The following is a 19,586-nucleotide window of genomic DNA, read 5'->3' as shown; positions in this document are numbered from 1 at the left end:
CATGACCGAACCGCACACCTACGCCGGCTGGCAGACCGAACGCCACGGCTTCTTCGGCCAGATGTCCCTCACCGGCTGCGCCCTTGTCGCGTCGGCGGCCCTCACCGTGCTCATGCCCGTCTATGCCCAGGACTGGTCCGGCGAGCTGGTCGCGCTGCCCGTCGCGGCACTGCTGCTCGTCACCGCCACGGCCCGGGTCTTCGGCATGACGGCCGACGAGTGGGCGGTCCTGGCCGTACGGCATCAGATCAACGTGGCGGGAGGCCGCAGCGTGTTCCTGTCCGGAGTCTTCGCCCCGCGCCGCCGTACCGACCACGACGCCCAGCCCACCGACCTGCCCGGCGTCCTCGCCCGGCTCCGCATCCTCCACGCCCCCATTGGTGGTGGCGAGGAACTGGCTGTGGTCTACGACCCGTTGGAGGGCACGTACTCGGCGGTCGTCGAGATCCGCTATCCCGGCCTGGCGCTGGAGGACACCGAGACCGTCAACCGCCGGGTCGCCGCCTGGGGAGCGTTCCTTCGCACCCAGTGCGTCGAGGGCGGCCCGATCGTACGGATCGCCGTGCACGAGCGGTCCCTGCCCGACGACGGGACCGCGCTCCAGTCCTGGACCGAGCTGCACCTGGACCCGTCCGCGCCTCCCGAAGCCGTCGGCCTGGTCAGGGACCTGGCCGCGCAGGGCGGCCCGATCGCCAACAACCGCAGCACGTATCTGACCATCACCCTCTCCGCCGCCCGGGCGCGCCTCGCCATCAAGGGCGCGGGCGGCGGCCGGCTGGGCGCGTGCGCGGTGCTCGTACGGGAGCTGGTCGCGATGCAGTCCTCGCTGGCCGCGGCGGACCTGACCGTCGTGTCCCAGCTCGGCCCGCGCGAGCTCGCCCAGGTGATCCGTACCGGCTACGACCCGGACGCGGTGGCCGAGTTGGCGATGCGCAATGCCGCTGTCGGAGCCCCTGATTGGGAGGGGGTACGGGCGGGCGTCGACCCGGACCTGGCGGGGCCGGCTGCCGCCGAGACGTCCTGGGGCTCGTACCGGCACGACGGCGCAATCAGCGTCACCTCCCAGGTGCGCGGCTGGCCCGCGGCCTCCGTCTACGCCACCTGCCTGCTGCCCCTCCTCCGGCCGCGCCCGTCGGCCGCCCGGTCCCTGACGCTGCTGTACGAGCCGCTCGGGCCGCGCCGGGCGCGAGCGGAGTTGTCGAAGGAGCGGACGAAGCGGGACGTGGCACGGCGGCTGCGGGCGCGTACCGGCCGCATCGAGTCGATGGACGAACGGGCAGACATGAGCCGGGCCCTGGAGCAGGACATGGCGCGGGCCGCCGGGCACGGCATCGTACGGTTCACCGGGCTGGTCACGGTCACGGTGACCGACCCGGCCGACCTGGAGACGGCCTGCGCCGAGCTGCAGCAGGACGGGGCGGCGGCCGGGCTGGAGCTGCGGCGGCTGTGGGGCGCGCAGGACGCGGGCTTCGCGGCGGCCGCACTGCCGCTCGGGCAGGGCCTTCCGGCGCGGCGGGCGGTGCTGTGATGCGGCTGCTGTCCCGTACGGGGAGGGTCAGGGCCGGGGACGAGACCGTCCTGCCGTCGCAGCGGGTCGCGCACTTGCTGGCGGGCGACCGGCCGCGCCCCGCCGCCCAGCCTGCGCCGACGAGTGCCCCGGCGTCGGCGAACCTCGGCCCGTACCCCGGGCGGCTGGGCTGGTCCGGGCCGTACGCGGGCCGGGCGGCGTCCGAGGCGCGGCCTGAGGTCTTCCGCGCCGACACCTCGCAGGTCGCGGGCCTCTACCCCTTCCTGCACGCGGGCTCGCTGCCGCCCATCGGGGCGTACATCGGCTGGAACGTCCTGACCATGCGGGCCTTCTCGGCGCACCCGTCGGTCTGGGTCGGCGCGGGGCTGGTCACCAACCCCAACGTGATGATCACCGGCATCCCCGGCAGCGGGAAGTCCGCGCACATCAAGGCGCTGGCGTTGCGGCTGATGGCCTTCGGTACGCGGACGCTGATCGCCGGTGACGTAAAGGGCGAGTACGCGGGGCTCTGCCGGCACCTCGGCCACGAGCCGCTGCTGCTCGGCCCCGGGATGCCGGGCCGGCTGAACCCGCTCGACGCCGGCCCGCTCGGCCAGGGCCTGGACCAGATCAGCGACCGCCACGTCCTGGCCACCCGCCTCACCGAGATCCACCGTAGGCGCCTGTCGTTGCTGAAGGCCCTGCTGGAGCTTCAGCTGCGACGAACGCTTCTGGCCGAGGAGGAGGAAGCCGTCTCGGCCGCCATCCGGGAGGTCACGGGTGAGCTGGCGGGCAGCAGCCGCCTCGCCCCACCGACCCTGCCCGCCGTACACGCGGCCCTGATGGACCCGACCCCGGCCATGGCCCACGAGCTCCGCGTGCGCGACCAGGACGTGCAGACCACCCGCGAACTCACCCGCTCCATCCGGGCCGCCCTCGGCGCGATGGTGACCGGCCACCTGGGCGGCCTCTTCGACGACGAGACCAGCTCCGCCCTGGACTTCGAGGCGCCCATCCAGTGCGTCGACATCTCCCGCATGCAGTCCTACGGCGACGACATCGTGTCCATGATCCTGACCTGCGTGTCCTCCTGGGCGCAGGCCGCGATCGACACCCCGGGGCCGCCGCGCCTCGTCGTACGGGACGAGCTGTGGCGGCAGATGCGGTCCGGCGGTGCCTCGCAGGTCCGCAAGATCGACTCTGACCTGCGGCTCTCGCGGGCCGACGGCACGATCCAGGTGCTGGCCACCCACCGGCTCGCCGACTTCGAGAGCGTGGGCGCCGCCGACTCCGAGGCGGTCGCCATCGCCAAGGACATGATCAGCTCCTGCGACACCCGGGTCCAACTCGCCCAGGACACACGGCCGCTGGCAGCCATCCGGGACGCGGTCGGACTGACCGACGCCGAGTGCGAGCTGATCAGCTCGTGGGGCAAGGCGCACGTGGGCCGGGCGCTGTGGCGGGTGGGGAAGGCGGGCTCCCACCCGGTCCAGTTGCACCTGTCGGCGCTGGAGCAGGAGCTGTTCCATACGGACGAACGGATGACCGTATGAGCTCGTGGTTTGGTCGCCGTTCAGTCCCACCAGAGCACGACGAGCAGGTGGCGCTTTGCCGCATCGATGTAGAAGTCGCGGAGGGCGTGGAAGTGCTTCAGCAGGTACGCCCTCGGATCGCCGGTGATGTTGGCCGCCCCGTGCCCGATCAAGGAGGCGGCTTCGCGGTCGTCGGTCGGCAGGGTGTCGAGGAGGGCGGGCATGTCGATGTGGCCGAGCAGGTCGGAGACACGCGCCGCTTGAGGGGCGGACAGGGCCGTGGGGGCGGGCCCAAAGGGGGCGATGGCGTGCGGGTGGGTGTTGAGGAAGGCCAGGGCGAGGCCGGTGCCGCCGTCTGTGGCCCTGCGGAGGGCATCCAGATGGACCTCGTCGAGCCCGGCTATCTCGCCGAGTCGCTGCAGCAGCGTCGGAGCCCAGCCCAGGTCCAGCACGTCGGACGCTGGCGGATCCCAGTGAGGGTCGCGGTCCGGCGACGTGCCGGCGGACTGGCGGCACGCGGCAAGGTACTCCGCCGAGACGCGGGCGAGCTGCTGGGTGACGGCCACGACGCCAGTATCCCGGGACGGTGTGCCGGTAGTCGGCCGGATGCAGGCCGGGCGGCCGAGGTATGCGGCGGCCCTGGTGCGTACGGGGCCGGCCGGAGGGGCGCTGCGGTCGCCGGTGGCGAGGCGCCTGTCTGCGCTGGCCTGCCGGGGCATCCGGGCAGCCCTGCACGCGACCAGCCCAAGGCAGTGCGGACATGAGCGGCCCGTCGAGGCCGCGGGCGGCGGCCGGCGAATCGCTCATGGTTCCCGCGCTGATCCTGGTCGGGGCGGGTGCGGTGGCGTTCACGCTGGTCACGGGGCCGGTGGCGTCGTGGCTGGCGGGGCGGGGGATGGCCCGGCGGCGGTACGACGCGGGGACGACCATGCTCACGGTCTTCGGGCATGGGCCCGGGCGGGCGTTCGACCCGGCCCCGCCCGCCTGGTTGTTCTGGGCGCTGACGGTGGTGGTGTGGGCGGCGGCAGGGGCGGCCGGCTGGGGGCTCAGGGTCCGGTACGGGGGAGGCGGGCGGCACGTCGGCGGGGCGCAGTGGGGTGGGGCGGCGGTCGAGCGGCGGCTCGCGGCACCTGCCCGGCCGGAGCAGCGGCCCAACCGCCTGACCGCCGGGCGCGGCTTGCGTACCCGACGGATCCTCGCCGCCCAGCCGAACATCTCCGCGACCGTCTTCGGGCCGCCGGGCTCGTCGAAGACGACGGGGCTGCTTCTCCCGAACGGGGCGGAGTGGCAAGGGCCGCTGGTGATCACGACCACCAAGGCCGCCGACCTCGACGTCATTTACGAGCGGCGCCGGGCGCTGGGCCCGGTCTGGCTGATTGCCCCCGCCGGGGTGACGGGGCGGAGCACTCACCGCTGGTCGCCCGTCGACTACTGCACGGACGCGCGCGCTGCCGACCGTATGGCCGCGTGGATGGCCGAGGCGTCGGCGTCCGGCGACGACAAGCGGGCCGCGCCCTGGGTCGACCAGGCCCGCAGCGTCCTGAAGGGCATCCTGCTGGCCGCGCACCTGTCGGGCGGCGGCGTCACCGACATGCGCCGATGGCTCGGTCTGGGCAAGGACGCCGTCGACCACGTACGGGCGGTGCTGCTGGACCACGGTTACGGCGATGTCGCCGACGACTACGCCTCCCCCTGGCTGCGGCTGCACGAGGACGGCATCGGCTCCGTCCAGTTCACCCTCAACGTCATCGCGCGCGTCTACGCGGACGAGGAGGTACGGAAGTCGGCCGCCGGGACGGACTTCACCGTCGAGCGGTTGCTTGACGAGTGCGGGACCGTCTGCCTGATCGCGAGCGAGGCGGACGCGGAACGCTTCGCGCCGCTGCTGACCTCGCTCATCGCGTCGATCATCCATGGGGCGGAGGCGCGTTATGCGGCGACGGGCAAGGCGCTGGCCCCGGCGCTCGGCGTGCTCGTCGACGAGGCCGGCAACATGCTGCGCTATCCGCGGCTGCCCAACATCCTCACCACGGGACGCGGCATGGGCATCGTGCTGCTGACCGTCTGGCACGACCTGTCGCAGCTCCGCGACCGGCTCGGGCAGCAGAAGGCCAACACGGTCCTCAACGCGAGCGGGCTGCGGATGCTGCTGCCGGGCTGCGCGGACCCCGAGACGCTGCGGTACTTCCAGACAATGCTCGGCCGGACTGAGGTCCTACGGACGTCGGTCGGCCGCTCGCGCGGCGAGTTCTCGTCCAACTCCTCCCCGACCGAGACTGACCTGGCCCCCGTCCACAGCCTCCAGCAGATGCCCGACTTCACGGCGGTCGCGCAGTACGCCAACCGCCCGCCGGTGAAGGTGCGGATGCGGCTGACCTTCCGGGACCGGGACCTGCGCCGGTACGTGAGCGAGGCGGGGAAGGTGCCGGAGCCGCGAGTGGCGGCGGGGAAGCGGGAGGCGGTGACGGATGCGGGATGACGGTGAGCTGGAAGGGCTCGTTGGCGACGAGCTTGTCGGTGAGGTCGTGCCGCACACCGGCTGGGTGTGGGCCGCCATGGAGCCGGCCGAACGGCGGGCCCGTATGCGCGAGCTCGCCGAGTGGGTGGACTGGCTGATCGACAACCACTGGCTGCACAACACGGTTCCGCCCTGCTGGTACCTGCACCCGCCGGTACGGGAGCACCTGACCGCGCTGTACGTGGGGTGGGTCCGTATCTACTGCGCCGAGGACGGCCAGGCCGGGGGAGGGCGGGACCTCGCCGAAGCCGAGTGGATCGCGACCCTCCACAACTTCGCCCCTTATCTGCAGGTCGCCACCTGCCTCAGCGGCGGCCACCAGTAACCGCCCGTACGGCGAGCGAGCCGCGCGGAGACCGCGGACGACTTGGCCGCGTACCTGTGGACGTCGGACTTCGGCACCCAGCCCGCCCGCCATCCCGCGCCCGAGGCGGCCGCACGGCAGCACCCGGCGGACGCGCAGACCTGAACCTCGGGAGGGACCGTGACCATGGCAGCACCCGACTCCACGTATGACCGGCCGTCCGAACGCCCGGTGCTCGCCGACGTCCGCCCCGCCGGCTGGTCGCACGCGGACGCGGCCTCGTACGAAGCCGCGCAACGCCTGCTCGATGAGGTGATCGAGGGGTGCGTGGCTCAGGAGGCGACGGCGCTCGGCGCGCCCGTACCGGACCTGCCGGAGGCGGATCGTTGGCGGGCTCTTGCCGAGGAACTTGGCGCAGCCCGGGCCATGATGCGGCCGGACTGGCGTGCCGCCGTGCGGGCCGTTCGGGACCGCTGCCTCGCCATCCGCGACCAGCTCGCTCGTACGGAACGGGTCCTGGGGGCTCTCGCGATCGGCCAGGCTCGGGCGCTCACTCCTGACGGCGGGCAGGTGCGGTACGGCGACAAGTGGTGGGTCCGGTACGGCGCCGGGTATGTGCGGGCGCCGCGGGAGCTGGCCGGCGTGCTCGACGAGTACGCGGTGGCTTTGGCCGCGGCCGATGCGGCGGTCAGCGCGGCGCAGGGGGAGGTGCCGTGAGCCAACCCGTAGCCGAGGACGTGGCCGCGCTGGGGCTGGAGGACGCGCACGCACAGGTCACGCACATGGTGGAGCGGGCGTTGCTGGGCGGGTTGTTGCTCAGCAGGGCGGCGCGGGCGGCGGTTCGGCCGTGGCTGACCCCTGAGCACTTCCGGAGCTGGACGCACGCGGCCGTGTACCGGGCGGTGCTCGACCTTGAGGACGCCGGGGACGTGGACGACGGCGATGAGCGCGCGGCCGATCGGCCCCGGGCGGTCGCGGAACGGGCGGCGGTGCCGGGCGCGACGCCCGCGTACGTCAGCGCCCTCGCCGGAGCGTGCCCGCGTACCGACCACATCCCGCACTACGGACGGCTGGTCGTGCGCTACGCACTGCGCCGGGCGGTCGGTGAGCAGGCGATTCGGCTGGCGCGGCGGGCAGAGGAGGCTGACCTCGACGACCGCTCGGCGGTGCGGGACTTGGCGGTCGGCGCATCGGACGCGCGGCGGGCGGCGGGCGAGCTGGCGGGGGAGTCGGCGCTGGACGCCGGCGTGCTCTCGGACGAGGGGCGGCCCCTTGACAGGGAGGTGCCGCCGACCGAGGAGGAGGTTACGGCCGCGCGGGTGGCCGGCGGGCCCGGGGCCGTACCGATGACGGAGGCCATGCTCCGGGAGACGGCTCTCGTGGCTGCCCTTGTACGGGAGCCCGCGCTGCTGGAGGAGCCGGAGGTGCAGCGGCTCACCCCGCACAGCTTCACCAACCGGGCGTGCGGCGTGCTTTTCGCGGCGGTGCGCTCGCTGCGGTCGCGGGGCGAGGCGGTGGACGAGCTGCTGGCCGTGGCGGAGGCGGACACGGTGGCGCCCTGGACGGAGGGCTTCGGCCCCGCCGAGGCCCGGGAAGCCCTGACGGTCGCGGGCGGGGGCGGAGCGGCGTACCTGGCTCAGCGGATCTTCGACCACGCCGTACAGGAGGAGGCGCTACGGGCCGCGGCTGAGTTGCAGGCGGCCGTGGAGCGGACTGCTTCGGCGACTCCTTCGGCGGAGGTGGCGTCGGGGCCGCGCCCGGTGGTCGTCTTCGTGGCGGGTGATCCCGTTGCCGCGGGGGCGGCGGCCGTACTCGTACGGGATGCGCTGGCCCGGCGCGGCTCCGAACCGGTCACCCTCGGCCGGGGTTTCCCGCCGGACCATGCCCTGCGCGCGGTGGTCGATGCGTCGGGGACGGCGGATGCGGCTGCCCGGTATCGCGTCGCCGAGGAGTATGTGCGGGCGAAGGGCCTGGACACGGTCGTCCACACCAGGGCCGCTGACCCGGAGGCTCTTGCGGCTGCGATGCGGCGGTTCCGGACCGCCGGCTTCCGGGTGGAGCTGGCCGCCGTACCGCTGAGCGAACCGCAACGGCGGCTGTCAGCCCTGGACGTCCACCTGCAGAGGGACCTCGGCGGACCGCCACCTCCTTTGCCCGAGGACCGCCTGCCCGACGTACTGCGCCTGGTGGACAACGAGCCGCTCGCCGACACGGTGAGCGTCTTCCGTCCGGACGGCACCGCCCTCTACCTCAACCATGCGTCGCGCTTGCCGGACGGCTCGTCGCGGTGGAGCCGTGAGCCTGAAGCCGCCGCTACCGCGGTGCGTGAGGCGATCCGCCCGTGGACGGCGGAGGAGTCGGTACGATTCAGCGCCCGTTACGCCAAGGTCGCGGCCCAGTGCGGCCCGTAGGCGGCGGGCGTGCTGCGGACCATGGCCGCCCAGGCGGAGACGCACCGACCTGGCCGCGAGTGGCGAGCCGCCGTGGCGCTCGGGAACGCGGCCGTCTCCGCCCCGCCGCCCGAAGGCAGCCGGGCCAGTGACCGGATCACGGCAGGCGGCCCGGCGGCGTCGCTGACCGAGCAGCGGCTGGACGCCGAACTTGTCCAGACTTTCCGTAACCTGCGTGATGCCCAGGCCGCGGCCGACCGGGCCGCCGGCCGGGCACGTGACTACCGGGATGTGGCGGCGGACGGCGGCGGCCCCGTCGTAGAGCGGTTGCGGGCCTCGGGTGCGGCCCCTGAACTGGTCGAACGGGCGCTGCAGGCTTCGGCGGCGGACGCCGCGTACTACCGCGAGCAGGCCGAGCGCGTACGGTCCCGCGTCCAGGGCCTCGGCCACCACGCGGGAGCGCTGCTGCGCGAGGTCAACCGCCGTTCCCAGCTCTCCCCGCGCCAGCGCGCGCAGGAGGACTGGATCCGCGAGGGTCGTGCGGTTGCGGGAGCCCAGGCGGCGGTGAGCCAGGTACTACGGGGACGCCCGCGCCGCCGAAGCGCCACGCCACAGGCCGGGTTTTCCACAGATGTGGACAGACGCGCTCCGAACAGGGCGCCCTCGGCCGCACGCTGACGTACATCTGCACGAAATCAAACTCACGTACCGGAGGGCATGGTGACACTCCTCGTCGACATGGAACGGCAGTTGACAGCGGCTGACCTGGACGAACGGCTGGCCGCCTGCTGGGAGGTGTTCGACCTCGGACTGCGGCTGGCGGATGAGGTGGCCTGGCAGGACGGGGTGGACGCCGCGTCCGCGCTGGCTGCCGGTGCCGCGTGCGCGGCGGGGCGCGACCTTCTGCCGCTGCCCGCGGGCGGGAGTCCGGCGGCGCTGGAGGCGGCCGATGCGGAAGCGGTGGCGCGGGCGCTCGACCGGGCGGCGACGGTACTCGACGCGGCGGCTCGCGACGCGCAGGACCCGTCGCAGGTCGTGGCCCTGCACACCGCGGCGACGCACGCGCGGGACGCGGCGGGCTGCCTGCGCGCGATGGCGTCGGAGCCGCAGTGACGGCGGAACTCGACGACTTCCTCGGAGAGGCCGTGAATCGGCTGGCGCGGATCCCGCAGACCTTGGCCTCGAACCGCCTGAGCGTCGGCGAGTACCACGCCCTGCTGGCCGGCGCCTGCGAGGTGCTGAGGGAGGCCCGTATCTGGATCGCCTCGCGCGCCGGCGCACCACCGACGAGTGGCATGCACGCCTGGGCCGGTACCCCGACCGCCGAGGTGATCCGCGAGCCGCTGCACCGGATCCGTACGGCACACGCCCGCCTGCGTACGTCCGTCGCCGTCCGGACCGGCCGCGTGGAACCCCACCCGGTCGCGGAGCCCTTCGCGGACGCGGCCCGCTTGCTGCGCCTCGGCCGTGACGTGGTCCGCACCCACTTCGACGCCGACGGAGCCCCGCTGACCTCGTACGGCCGCATCGCCGGCACGCCCGGCGCCCACCTGTACATCCTGGCCCGTATGGGCGAGGTGGCCCGACACACCGCGACCGCCGTGCGCCGCATCATGGCCGCAGCCCCGCCAGAGGTGCTGGCCGAACAGCCGCGAGTGGCCGAGGGGGCGCAAGCCCTTGACCGGGTGACCGCGATCGTCAGGGCAGCCACCAGGGGCGCCCCGTCGACGCTGGCCACCCTGCCGACGGCCGCGTCCCTCACCCCGGCGGCATTGCGGCCGGACGAGACCCCGGCGGAACTCCTTTGCCTCATCGCCGAAGGTGCCCAGCGCCTCCAGCAGGGAGCCGACCGCGCGGCCCACTCGGACAGCGCCCCGGCCCTGTCTGGCTCCGACCTGACCCAAATCGCCCGCCCGTTGGCCCTGGCCCACCTGCTGGCCAGCCGCCTCCTCCACACGATCGGCCCGGAACTCGGCGAACCCAGTGCCGCCCTGCGGGAAGCGGCTCAGGCCTGGCAGTCCACAGCGCAGGCGTGGAGCAGGATCGTCGATCTGGGCGACCCACGAGCAGCCGAGCTACCCTCCCACCCATCGAAGCCCTACCAATACGGCCACTCCGGCCGCCCCACCCCGCTCCCTCGCCCTCCGGCCCACCCCGCAATAACGGAAGCCCATCACCTGGCCGTACGGGTAGGCCGCCTGCTCTTCACGGGCGAGTGGCTCCCCGAACACCCGGGTTCAGCCATCCCCCGCTCACCGCAAGAGATCCTGGACGCAGCGGGCGCCCCCGACCGTCTGACTGCCGCCCTCCACCCCATCCCCTCGGCAGCCGCCACCCTGGCCACCCGCGCCCCGCAACTCCTGTCCGCCCTCACCCCCCGCCTGGTGACAGACGACGCGACCTACCGCCCGCCGACCCACCCCGTCCGCTACCGCTGGTTCCCCATCGATCGCGCCCAGCTCGCAACACTTGCATCCGCATACACGGAGGCAGCCGCAACGTCGACCGCAGCGGCGCGCACGATCTACTCCTCGCTGCCCCGTGGCTGCCTTGACGCGGTCGCTCCTCGGCAACGGACAGCCCGGATGACCCCGCGGACCACGATGACGGAGATGAAGGCGTATCGCGGTGCGAACCATCGGCTGTAGGAGTGAAGGGCGGCCCCCGATAAGGTCGAGGTCCATGACTGCCGCTCGTGAGGGTCCCCACACTGGCTGCCACTCAGGCGACATCGTGCACTGCACCAATGTCTCGGTCAGCGGGGACGCGGTCTCGAAGACCTGGCGAACTCGACGCCTAAGCTGACTGGTTGGATTCGGCGGCGCTCATGTCGGCAAAGCAGGGGACGAGTGGGCGGAAACTCTGACGCCTGACGCCCCGCCCAAGACCTCCGTCAGCCCTGACGATGACTGTGAGCCCACACCGGATGCGCCGGAGAACGCCAACGGGCGTTGAGCTCGCCGAGAGGGCGCGACCGTCAGCCAGCGGGAGATCCCGTGGTGAGTAGGCGGTGGCGGCGGCCGCCGTCAGATGGGGTCATTGCCAGGAAATATGTCCGAAACCTATCCCTCGGTGAGGAACAGGTAATAACCTGCCGTGATCACCGTCTGCGAGGTGGGGAGACCCGCACGACGGAGGAGGGGAGCCATGGGTGGGGAAGCACGGATTCCGGGAGCCGTCCGCAAGATCGTCGAGTTGGTGGGTGAAGCGCCGGAAGGCATTGCTAGGGCTGACATCGCTGCGGTGGCGCGGAGCAGGCACGCTGGCCTGCCAGAAGCGCGATTGACGAAGCTGGTCGCGCAGGCGGTCGCTGCAGGCCTGTTGCAAGAAGCGAACGGTCGGCTCGTCTCCCCCGCCGCACAGGAAGCACAACAGATCACGGCACAGCCGTCGGGTACCGGACGGCGCGGGTTGCGGGCCGTCGCAATCGACCTGGAGAGCATCGTACGAACGGTGGCCGCCGAGCCGTATCTGGAGCGGCACGTGTACCAGGTCGCGGCCAGACGGTTCGGCACGGACGTGGAGTGGAAGGGGCTGGTGCCGCACTGGGAGTCTTATGTGCGGCCGGCATGTGGCGAGGCCGAGATCCGGGACGCGGCTGTACGACAGCGGCTTGTCGACGAGTGCCTGGAACCTGGTCAGGCATGGGCAGAATTCGCCGCATACATAGCCGACGCTGATGTCGTCGTCGCATACAACGGCACTGGGCTGGACTTCCCGCTGGTACGCGAGGCGGCCGAGCGGGCTGGTATCCCAGACCCGTTTGCCAAGTGTGATCTTGCCGACGCCCTGTATCTGGCGCACGTGATATGGCCCGCCGCGAGCTCTCACCGGCTTCATGCACTGGCCGAGGACGTGGGTATCCACATGGCGGACCTCTACGGCCACCGCGCTCCCGACGATGCCGAACTGTTGGTCCGGCTAGTGCAGCGGGCATCGAACGAGGTGGCCAGGTGGCAGCGTGAACTGACGCAACTGGCAGCAGATGCTTGCACCGATTCCCCTGGGTGGCGGCTGCTGATCGAAATATCCGGAGCTGCGAGCCACGCCGCCCAGACGTGGGATCACCAGCGCGTAGCGGAACTCGTTGGTGCCGAGATCGGGGGACATCTGCCAAGGCGCGTAGCGAACGGATCTGGCGGTGGCCGGTCCTCACTCACTGTCCCGGGCTCACTGCGGGGGGACGATGGAAGAGTCGATCCCACCCGACTTGCCGCCGCCGTCCACGGTTCCCGGTCTGAACCCAGACCTGCTCAGCAACGCATGGCCGAGACTCTCCACACTTGGACCAGCGACGGCACCTCCGGACTGCTGGAAGCACCTACCGGTACGGGCAAGAGCTATGCCGTGCTCGCTGCCGCACTCGAATGGCTGGCCGGCGCGCCGGACCGTACCGCGGTCATCGCTACCTTTACCAAGCAACTCCAGAGCCAGATGGCCCGAGACCTGAAGGACCTCGAACGCGCTCTGCCGGGAGTGCTCGCCGTAGCTGATCTGGTCAAGGGCCAGTCCAACCGGCTGTCGTTGGCGGGGCTGACCTCGATGCTCGCCGAGGCCACCCGGGTCCGTGGCGCTGCACGCCGCCGGTCACGTTTCGTGGAACGGCCACGCTTCCGCGAGCTCGCCTTCTACCTGCTGCTGCGTTTGCGCGCCTGCGCCGAGGCACCGCAGTCGTGGACCGCCCGGTCCGTCGACCCCGTCGACCTGCCCCCGTTCTTCTCCGACTACGTGGGGCGGGTACTACCACTGTGGCTCCAGGCGCTCTCGCAGCGGGACGGCGATTACCAGCCAGGCGCCGACCTCCCGCTCGCCGCCCACACCGACTCCGTACGGGAGGCCATCGCCGGTCACCGTCTAGTCCTGGCGAATCATGCGCTCGCTCTCTCTCACCTCGACGACCTGCGCGCGCTCGGCCCCGACACCCTGCTGATGGTCGACGAGGCCCACGAGTTGGAGAACGCCGCCACCTCTGCTCTCACGGTCGCAGTCGACTATCGCGATCTGGAGGACCTGCTTGCCGAGTGCCGGGCATGGCTCGCTGACGCTCGGGAACCGGTTGGCCGCGATCGGACTGCGTCCGCGGTCGGCGCCTTGGAGGATTTGCTGGACGACGAGCGGTTGCCGTACCTGGCAGCTCGCGCGTTCGACGCCCGTGCGAGGGGCGTCGGCGTACGCATCGGCAGTCGTACAGCCGTACTGGCGAGCCCGTACGCCGGCACGTCGGGCAGCCAGGAGACTCGACGTATCCAGCGGCTCCTCACCCAAATCTCCCGGGCCGTGCGAGCGATCGCCGCAGCCCTTGGCCGTTATGCCAGCGAGCACGCCGGGACTCTCGACATCCTTGTGCGCGAACGGGCCCTGCGTATCGCTCGCCGCGCGGACGACGCTACGGCATCCCTCGACCGTCTGACCGGCGACATCGACCTCTACCTGAATGCCGCGCTTCCCCTTGGTGACACCGAGGGCCCTGCAGCGCCGTCGCGGGTGGTGTTCCTGGAAGAGCTCGGCGAGCCCGAACCGGGCCTGCGCGCCTATCGGTTCCGTATTGCGTCCAGCCCCATTGACTTGCCCGCCGACCCCGAATGGCAGCGCTATCTGCAGTCATTCGCCCGCGCCCACTACGTTTCCGCGACCTTGCGTGTGGCCCGTGAGTGGACGTTCGTTCGCGACCGCCTCGGGCTCCCCGAAGACCTGCCTACCCTGGCGCTGCCTTCTCCGTTCGACCTGGCGCGGCAGGCGGAGCTCGTTTGCTTGACCGACTTCCCGTCCTGGGCGGAGCAGGAGAAGGGCGCCATGCATACGGTCGCCCACCAACTCGCAGGTTATGCAGAAGAGATGACGCGGCGGCGCCCCGATGGCAAAGGACACGACGGGGGTGCCATGGTGCTGACCACTGCCCGTGCCACCGCCGCCGGGATCGGCGACCTGCTGGAACGGGAGCTGCGCTCCCGTTCGCTCTCCGTTCCTGTTGTCGACGCGCTTGCCCTCGGCAACGGCCGTGCCGTCGCCGAGTTCACCGACCGGGAGCACGGGGGCGGATTCCTGGTGGGCACGAAGGGGCTGTGGCAGGGCGTCGATGTCGCCGACGAGGAGCGGCTGCGTCTGGTGTGGATCAACAAGTTGCCGTTCGCGCCCTTCGCTGCACCGGTCATCGAGGCCCGCCGTGCCGCCGTACGGAACCGCGCAGAAGCGGCCGGGGACCCTGACCCGGATGGTACCGCGACCGAGGCGTACTACCTGCCGCTCGCCGCCCTTCAGCTGCGCCAGGCGGTCGGCCGGCTGATTCGCTCCGACCGGCACCGCGGGGTGGTCGTCATCAGCGACCGCAAGCTCGGCGGCCACACGGGCCTGCGCAGCTCCTACCGGCGTGCCTTCCTGGGGAGCCTCGACGAGGCTCTCCTTCGCCCGGATCCGGACACTGGGGAGGTCGGCGGCGGAAACGTGACGTCCATGGCGGACGGCTGGCGGCGCATCTGGGAGTTTCTGGCCCGCGAGGGCCTTCTGCCCGCCGACCGAGCCACCGAACTGTGCACGGACGATGCCCTGGAATGTCATACCGTGCTCGCGCACACCCGTCGCATCCGCGACCTCGCCCTTACTCAGGATGAGATCGAGCGACTGCGGAAGGAGGGGCGGCTGGCCGATGTCGTCCTAGAGCACGCTGCGACGATCGGAGGGTTGCTCAACCTCTCCGACGACCCCCTCCCCCTCAAGCCTGCTCAGGAGAAGGTCATCGCTGCGGCGGCGGAAGGGCGCAACGTCCTGGCGCTGCTCCCCACCGGATTCGGCAAGAGTTTCACCTTCCAGCTGCCCGCGCTCGTCCTGCCCGGCACGACCATCGTGATCAGCCCGCTCGTCGCGCTCATGCACGACCAAGCACTCGAACTGAACCGGTCCATCGGCGGAGCCGTACGCGCCCTGATCTCACCACTGCGGGAATCCAGCAGCCGCGCCGGGAAGACCGAGGTTGCAGACCAGCTTCAAGGCCGCGCCGAGCACGGTATCCGGCTGGTGTACGTCAGCCCGGAGCGGCTGTGCCAGCGCCGTTTCCGAGAACTTGTACGGCAGGCCGTCGCCGCGGGCCGGATCACGCGCATCGCTGTCGACGAGGCGCACACTATGGCCCAGTGGGAGGACTTCCGGCCCAGCATGCAGCGCGTGGGGCGGTTCCTGGCCGAATTACGTGCCGATTACGGGCTGCCGGTCACTGCCGTCACGGCCACCGCGAGCCACCCTGTACACGCCGCATTGCGGGAGAACCTGTTCGGCGTGGAGCCCGAGCCGCCCGGCGCTGGTTCCGAGGCGGAGCATGCGGAGTCGACCCGTACGGACGCCCGCGGCGGGCTCGTCACCATACGAGAGAACCCGATCCGACCCGAACTCGCGATTTTTCGGCGCTCATTGCATCAGCCGGGCGTCGCCGGAGCAGTCGGCCTTGCCGAGCGGGTCGTAGACGCGCTCGACGGGCACGCGATCTTATACTGCCTGACCGTCAAGGAGGTCAATACGCTTTACGCCCACCTGCGTGAGTATGTGGGCGACGCAGGCATGAGGGTGCTGCGTTTCCACGGGCGGCTCACCGAGGCGGAGAAGTCGGCCGTCATGACGGAGTTTCGGGATGCGCCCAGGCAGGGCGACGACGGCTTTGCCCCGGTCGTCACAGTGGCCACATCCGCTTTCGGGCTCGGCGTCAACCGGCCCGACATCCGGACAGTCTTCTGTGTGTCACCGCCGACCGACCTCGCCGCTCTGTACCAGCAGATCGGCAGGGCGGGCCGCGACACGGCCGGGCAGGAGATGCGGGACGAGTGGCCCGTCAACGCCGCTCTCGCGCTTGCGACCAGCCGCGGCCTGCGGACCGTGCAGTTCATGACCGGGCAGGACCTGCCCCTGTCCCTGCTGCGCCGGATGGGGCGAGCGGTGCTCGGCACGTCGGGAAGTCTGGACACCACGGCGGTGGCTGAGCGACTCATGACCGAGGACGCGGCAGCGGGGTTCCTCACCGAGGCCGAATTGCGCGAGAGTCACACCGCGGACCGTTACCGCACCGGGGTCATGCGCGCCTTCAGCGTCTTGGCCGACCTGGACGCGGTAACCGATCTCGGCGACTACCCACCGCTGTGCGCGGTCAAGGCCGTGCAGGACCCGCCAGGGCACGACGATTCCCAGGAGCACCGCATCGTTGAGGCCGTCCTCGCTTCCCCGGGCCTCGGACGGCTGCGTGTCGACGCCCTCGACTACCGGCTCGCAGGAAGCGTCGAGGGTTACCGAGAGTTGTCGGACGGCCCCGCAGGTACTTGGGAGATCCTCGCTGATCTGCACGATCGCGGACTCCTCGACGTGTCGGCCGCCCCCAGCCGCAAGCAGGTCACCGGACTCGTCGTGAACCACGAGCAACTGCCGGACGGCTTCCTGGCACGCCTCACTCGTCGCTCCGCACGGACGGCCACCGAACTCGCCCAGCTCCGACACTTCTTCGAGGACACGACCACCTGCGCCCAGCGCATCTTTGCGGACTACTTCGGAGTATCGGAACTGCCGGAAGACTGCTGCACCAACGAACGATGCCGATGTTCCGCATGCTGGATCACACCGGACTGGCCGAGGAGCGAGCGCCGCCCCGCCGTCGCTGAGGCGTTCGAGACCGCTGCTCCCCGCGAAGGCGGCGGGGCTGATCAGGCGGTGCGGGCCAGACGCCTCGACGGTCAGGCGTACCGCCTCATCCGGCTGGCGCCACGTGGCATGCATCCGCGAACCCTGTGGCACGCCTTGCGTGGCGACGAGGCGTCGTACCAGCCGACGACCAGGACGTGGATCCCGCTGTCGCGATCGCTCCGGGACAGCCGCCATTTCGGCGGGCGCGCCGGCCTCCCCTTCGGCGAGGTCGAGAAAAGTCTGGTCCGGCTGGCCGAGACGGCGGCGATCGTACCCACTGACGACGGCCGATGGCGCGCCAGTCGCAGACCGACCGCGATGCCGCAGCACCAGACACAGAACGCAGGAGGAAGGCCATGACCACGCCGATACGGCAAGAGATACGGCAGCCGTACGGACAGGACCTCCTGCTGACCCCGGCCATGGCCGACGGTTACGAATCCGTGCCTGCTGCGGATCTGCACCGGTTGCGCCGATACCTCGAGGCCGTCGTCGCGGCCCGCCGCGCCCCAGTACATGTCGCTGTTGCCTTCAACGCCGCTTATTTCGGCTTCGACCTCGGGGGAGAGGGCTACGGCGCAAGCCCGCTGGACCCGGACGAGTTTCCCGTGGTCACCCTTGGCGAGCGGGTTCCCGCGCTGCCTGTCGGTGCCATGGTGCACATCACCACAGGTTCAGAACCGTTGTACGCGGAGATCGTCTACAAGGAGGGCCGGCACCCGCGCATCGACTCCCTCGGAGACGTGCCAGGCTGGGTGTCCGGGGCTCCGGCGGGCGCACAAGCACCGGGAAAGCCTTGCCCTGATGACCGGCCGGTACGAAGGGAACTCCTCGTCCCCGACAGCCAGGCATTCGGCGCCGCGCTGAGTCTGGGAGCCAACCAGCTGAACCGCCTGCGTACTCGCGAGCGCTGGGTCGATCACCGCGGGCACGTCCTGGTCGACGCTGAATACTCCTCGCCCGAGGCAGCTGAGCTGGACGACACAGCGGCTTACAGCGCCTATCTGCTGACCACCGCGCGCAAGCAGCTCCTCAGCCCCTTCGTGCCCGTGTCAATCGCAGAACTGGCACGCGGGCAGGACGATGAGACGTTGCACGGTGCGCTAACCCGGTTGTTCGAGGTGGTATCCCGCGCGCTCGCGTCGAGCGACGTGCTGCGCATGTGGGGACAGTACGCGATGACGTGTGACGCCCTCGCCGCCTGCTGGCGTGACGACGGGCCGCTCGGGGGCAGGGACATGAACGCCCTTGCCCTGGGCATCCAACATGCGGCCAAGCCGATGGCGAGGCGGCGCCGTTACGCCCTGTCGAGCGGGGCCACCGCCTACACTGCCGTCGGCCCCCGGCTGCGGCACTTCTCCGGTGCCGAGCCGCTCTTAACCGGAGTCGGATACGCGGCGGCAGTGTGCCGCGCCAATCTGGCAATTGGCGACATCATCCGCGGCGAGAGCGAGAGCGGTCTCTTCGAGGACGGCACGCGGGTCGGTCTTGACGACGGTTTCGAGGGCGGCGGGGTTTGGCGGTCGCACCACCCGGGTGATGCTGACACCGACCGCGATCCGCTGACGCCTGCACGGCTTGGTTGGCTGGCAACCGCTCAATCCCTAATGCCTGACGAAGCCGCATCCGCGGGCAGCGGGCCGGGCATCGAACTCATCGCCGAACCGGTGGACACGCCACTTGAGGATGATGAAGCTCTCGGGCCATCTCAGGACCTGCGCATCAGCGACAGCGAAGTCGCCTGGCGCCTCCCCCTGAGGCTCGCTCACCTCGTAGAAGGCTACCTGCCACTGCGGCCGGTCGTCGCCGACGAGCTGCGATATCTCGGCTGCGACAACAGCACCGTACGTCTGGAGCTGGCGCACCCCGGCTATGAGCTGGAGGAATACGAGGCGGTCCAGGACCTCACCGTCCTACTCAACGACGGCGTCAGCCGCCTGAGCGATGTCGAATGGCCACTGGACTTCTTCCCCGGGCTCGAACTCCACCTGCAATGGCCTCGCGGCGGTCGCGTCATCCGTGCCACGACCACCCCGCTCGACACTCCGGTAACCGTGGATGACCGGATCATCGAGCATCGATACGACGACGCCGTCCTCCTCCGAGAAGACGCCCCCGGCAGCGACCGTACCCGTGATTCGGCGGCCGGCCTCGCCCCGCGCGAGCTGGTGATGAGGGCTGTACGCCGCTGCGGGCTGCTGACCCCTGACCGGCATGCCCTGCTCGACCGCTCCTCACTGCCCATCGCCGTGTACGGGAAGACGCCCAAGCCGGCCCAGGCCGAGGCCCTGGACGGCGCGGTGGACGAGCTCCTCGTGGACGGGAGGCTGTTCCGGGCTGTGGGAAGCCGTGGCGTCGACGGGCATCCGCACTTCCCGCCTCGCACCGGCGAGCAGAACATCCCGCTCGTCGGCTACCACCCTGACCCCGTGCCCACGCCGTCCGCACGCCGTATTTCCGAGCCCAGCGGGCGACGCCGCGCAGTCTCGCTGTACTACGTGCCCGGCCACCTGCGGCGCATCGGGGCAGACGGATCGCCTGGTGAGGCACAGGTCGCAGCCTTCCGGGAGCACTGCCGCAGGCTCGGCAAGCCCGACGGATGGGAACTGCCGCCCGGCTACACCTTCGTCACCCCGCACACCCGAGGCCGCTGACGCTTCCCGCGCGCCTCACCGCACCA

Annotated in this window: 12 protein-coding genes; 11 read left to right on the top strand and 1 reads right to left on the bottom strand. The window is 71.2% G+C overall.

Features of this window, described 5'->3' with window-relative positions; all coding sequences use genetic code 11:
- Window position 1 precedes the first annotated feature (1 nt).
- Window positions 2-1,528, top strand: coding sequence for an SCO6880 family protein (locus K7G61_RS02615; RefSeq protein WP_225844926.1), 1,527 nt, complete (start codon window positions 2-4; stop codon window positions 1,526-1,528).
- Window positions 1,528-3,060 carry a type IV secretory system conjugative DNA transfer family protein gene (locus tag K7G61_RS02610; protein WP_225844925.1) on the top strand — a complete coding sequence of 511 codons (1,533 nt, stop codon included), beginning with the start codon at window positions 1,528-1,530 and terminating at the stop codon, window positions 3,058-3,060. Before K7G61_RS02615 ends, K7G61_RS02610 begins: the two co-directional genes overlap by 1 nt.
- Window positions 3,061-3,080: 20 nt before the next feature.
- Here K7G61_RS02610 and K7G61_RS02605 read toward each other — a convergent pair whose 3' ends face one another.
- Complete coding sequence (locus K7G61_RS02605; protein ID WP_225844924.1) at window positions 3,081-3,605, bottom strand: DUF1877 domain-containing protein; 525 nt, start codon at window positions 3,603-3,605, stop codon at window positions 3,081-3,083.
- 194 nt (window positions 3,606-3,799) lie between these two features.
- Between K7G61_RS02605 and K7G61_RS02600 the strand changes: the two genes are divergently transcribed.
- From K7G61_RS02600 to K7G61_RS02560, 9 genes are all read left to right on the top strand, one after another.
- Window positions 3,800-5,518 carry a type IV secretory system conjugative DNA transfer family protein gene (locus tag K7G61_RS02600; protein ID WP_374204028.1) on the top strand — a complete coding sequence of 573 codons (1,719 nt, stop codon included), beginning with the start codon at window positions 3,800-3,802 and terminating at the stop codon, window positions 5,516-5,518.
- Window positions 5,508-5,882 carry a hypothetical protein gene (locus K7G61_RS02595; RefSeq protein ID WP_225844923.1) on the top strand — a complete coding sequence of 125 codons (375 nt, stop codon included), beginning with the start codon at window positions 5,508-5,510 and terminating at the stop codon, window positions 5,880-5,882. Before K7G61_RS02600 ends, K7G61_RS02595 begins: the two co-directional genes overlap by 11 nt.
- A 165-nt stretch (window positions 5,883-6,047) precedes the next feature.
- Window positions 6,048-6,578, top strand: coding sequence for a hypothetical protein (locus K7G61_RS02590; RefSeq protein WP_225844922.1), 531 nt, complete (start codon window positions 6,048-6,050; stop codon window positions 6,576-6,578).
- A complete protein-coding gene (locus K7G61_RS02585; RefSeq protein ID WP_225844921.1) occupies window positions 6,575-8,272 on the top strand; it encodes a DnaB-like helicase N-terminal domain-containing protein in 1,698 nt (565 codons plus the stop codon). Before K7G61_RS02590 ends, K7G61_RS02585 begins: the two co-directional genes overlap by 4 nt.
- 9 nt (window positions 8,273-8,281) lie before the next feature.
- Window positions 8,282-8,929: a hypothetical protein gene (locus K7G61_RS02580; protein WP_225844920.1), complete on the top strand. Its 648-nt coding sequence runs from the start codon at window positions 8,282-8,284 to the stop codon at window positions 8,927-8,929.
- Window positions 8,930-8,968: 39 nt separating this feature from the next.
- Window positions 8,969-9,364, top strand: a complete 396-nt coding sequence (locus K7G61_RS02575; protein WP_225844919.1) for a hypothetical protein — start codon at window positions 8,969-8,971, stop codon at window positions 9,362-9,364.
- Complete coding sequence (locus K7G61_RS36260) at window positions 9,361-10,899, top strand: hypothetical protein (protein WP_263983811.1); 1,539 nt, start codon at window positions 9,361-9,363, stop codon at window positions 10,897-10,899. The genes K7G61_RS02575 and K7G61_RS36260 overlap by 4 nt, the downstream gene beginning before the upstream one ends.
- A gap of 499 nt (window positions 10,900-11,398) precedes the next feature.
- Window positions 11,399-17,266, top strand: coding sequence for a DEAD/DEAH box helicase (locus K7G61_RS02565; RefSeq protein WP_225844918.1), 5,868 nt, complete (start codon window positions 11,399-11,401; stop codon window positions 17,264-17,266).
- Complete coding sequence (locus tag K7G61_RS02560; protein ID WP_225844917.1) at window positions 17,263-19,560, top strand: hypothetical protein; 2,298 nt, start codon at window positions 17,263-17,265, stop codon at window positions 19,558-19,560. Before K7G61_RS02565 ends, K7G61_RS02560 begins: the two co-directional genes overlap by 4 nt.
- Window positions 19,561-19,586 lie beyond the last annotated feature (26 nt).

It is taken from the genome of Streptomyces sp. HPF1205 (genome assembly GCF_020400825.1).
Classification (GTDB): domain Bacteria; phylum Actinomycetota; class Actinomycetes; order Streptomycetales; family Streptomycetaceae; genus Actinacidiphila.
The sequence above is the reverse complement of the archived record's forward strand: the minus strand, read 5'-3'. Positions and strand labels throughout refer to the sequence as shown.

Excerpts from the sequence above, each read along its gene's own strand:
- K7G61_RS02565 (WP_225844918.1), top strand. The coding sequence starts at position 11,399 with ATGGGTGGGGAAGCACGGATTCCGGGAGCCGTCCGCAAGATCGTCGAG.
- K7G61_RS02595 (WP_225844923.1), top strand. The coding sequence starts at position 5,508 with ATGCGGGATGACGGTGAGCTGGAAGGGCTCGTTGGCGACGAGCTTGTC.
- K7G61_RS02610 (WP_225844925.1), top strand. The coding sequence starts at position 1,528 with ATGCGGCTGCTGTCCCGTACGGGGAGGGTCAGGGCCGGGGACGAGACC.
- K7G61_RS02590 (WP_225844922.1), top strand. The coding sequence starts at position 6,048 with ATGGCAGCACCCGACTCCACGTATGACCGGCCGTCCGAACGCCCGGTG.
- K7G61_RS02600 (WP_374204028.1), top strand. The coding sequence starts at position 3,800 with ATGAGCGGCCCGTCGAGGCCGCGGGCGGCGGCCGGCGAATCGCTCATG.
- K7G61_RS02615 (WP_225844926.1), top strand. The coding sequence starts at position 2 with ATGACCGAACCGCACACCTACGCCGGCTGGCAGACCGAACGCCACGGC.
- K7G61_RS02575 (WP_225844919.1), top strand. The coding sequence starts at position 8,969 with ATGGTGACACTCCTCGTCGACATGGAACGGCAGTTGACAGCGGCTGAC.
- K7G61_RS02560 (WP_225844917.1), top strand. The coding sequence starts at position 17,263 with ATGACCACGCCGATACGGCAAGAGATACGGCAGCCGTACGGACAGGAC.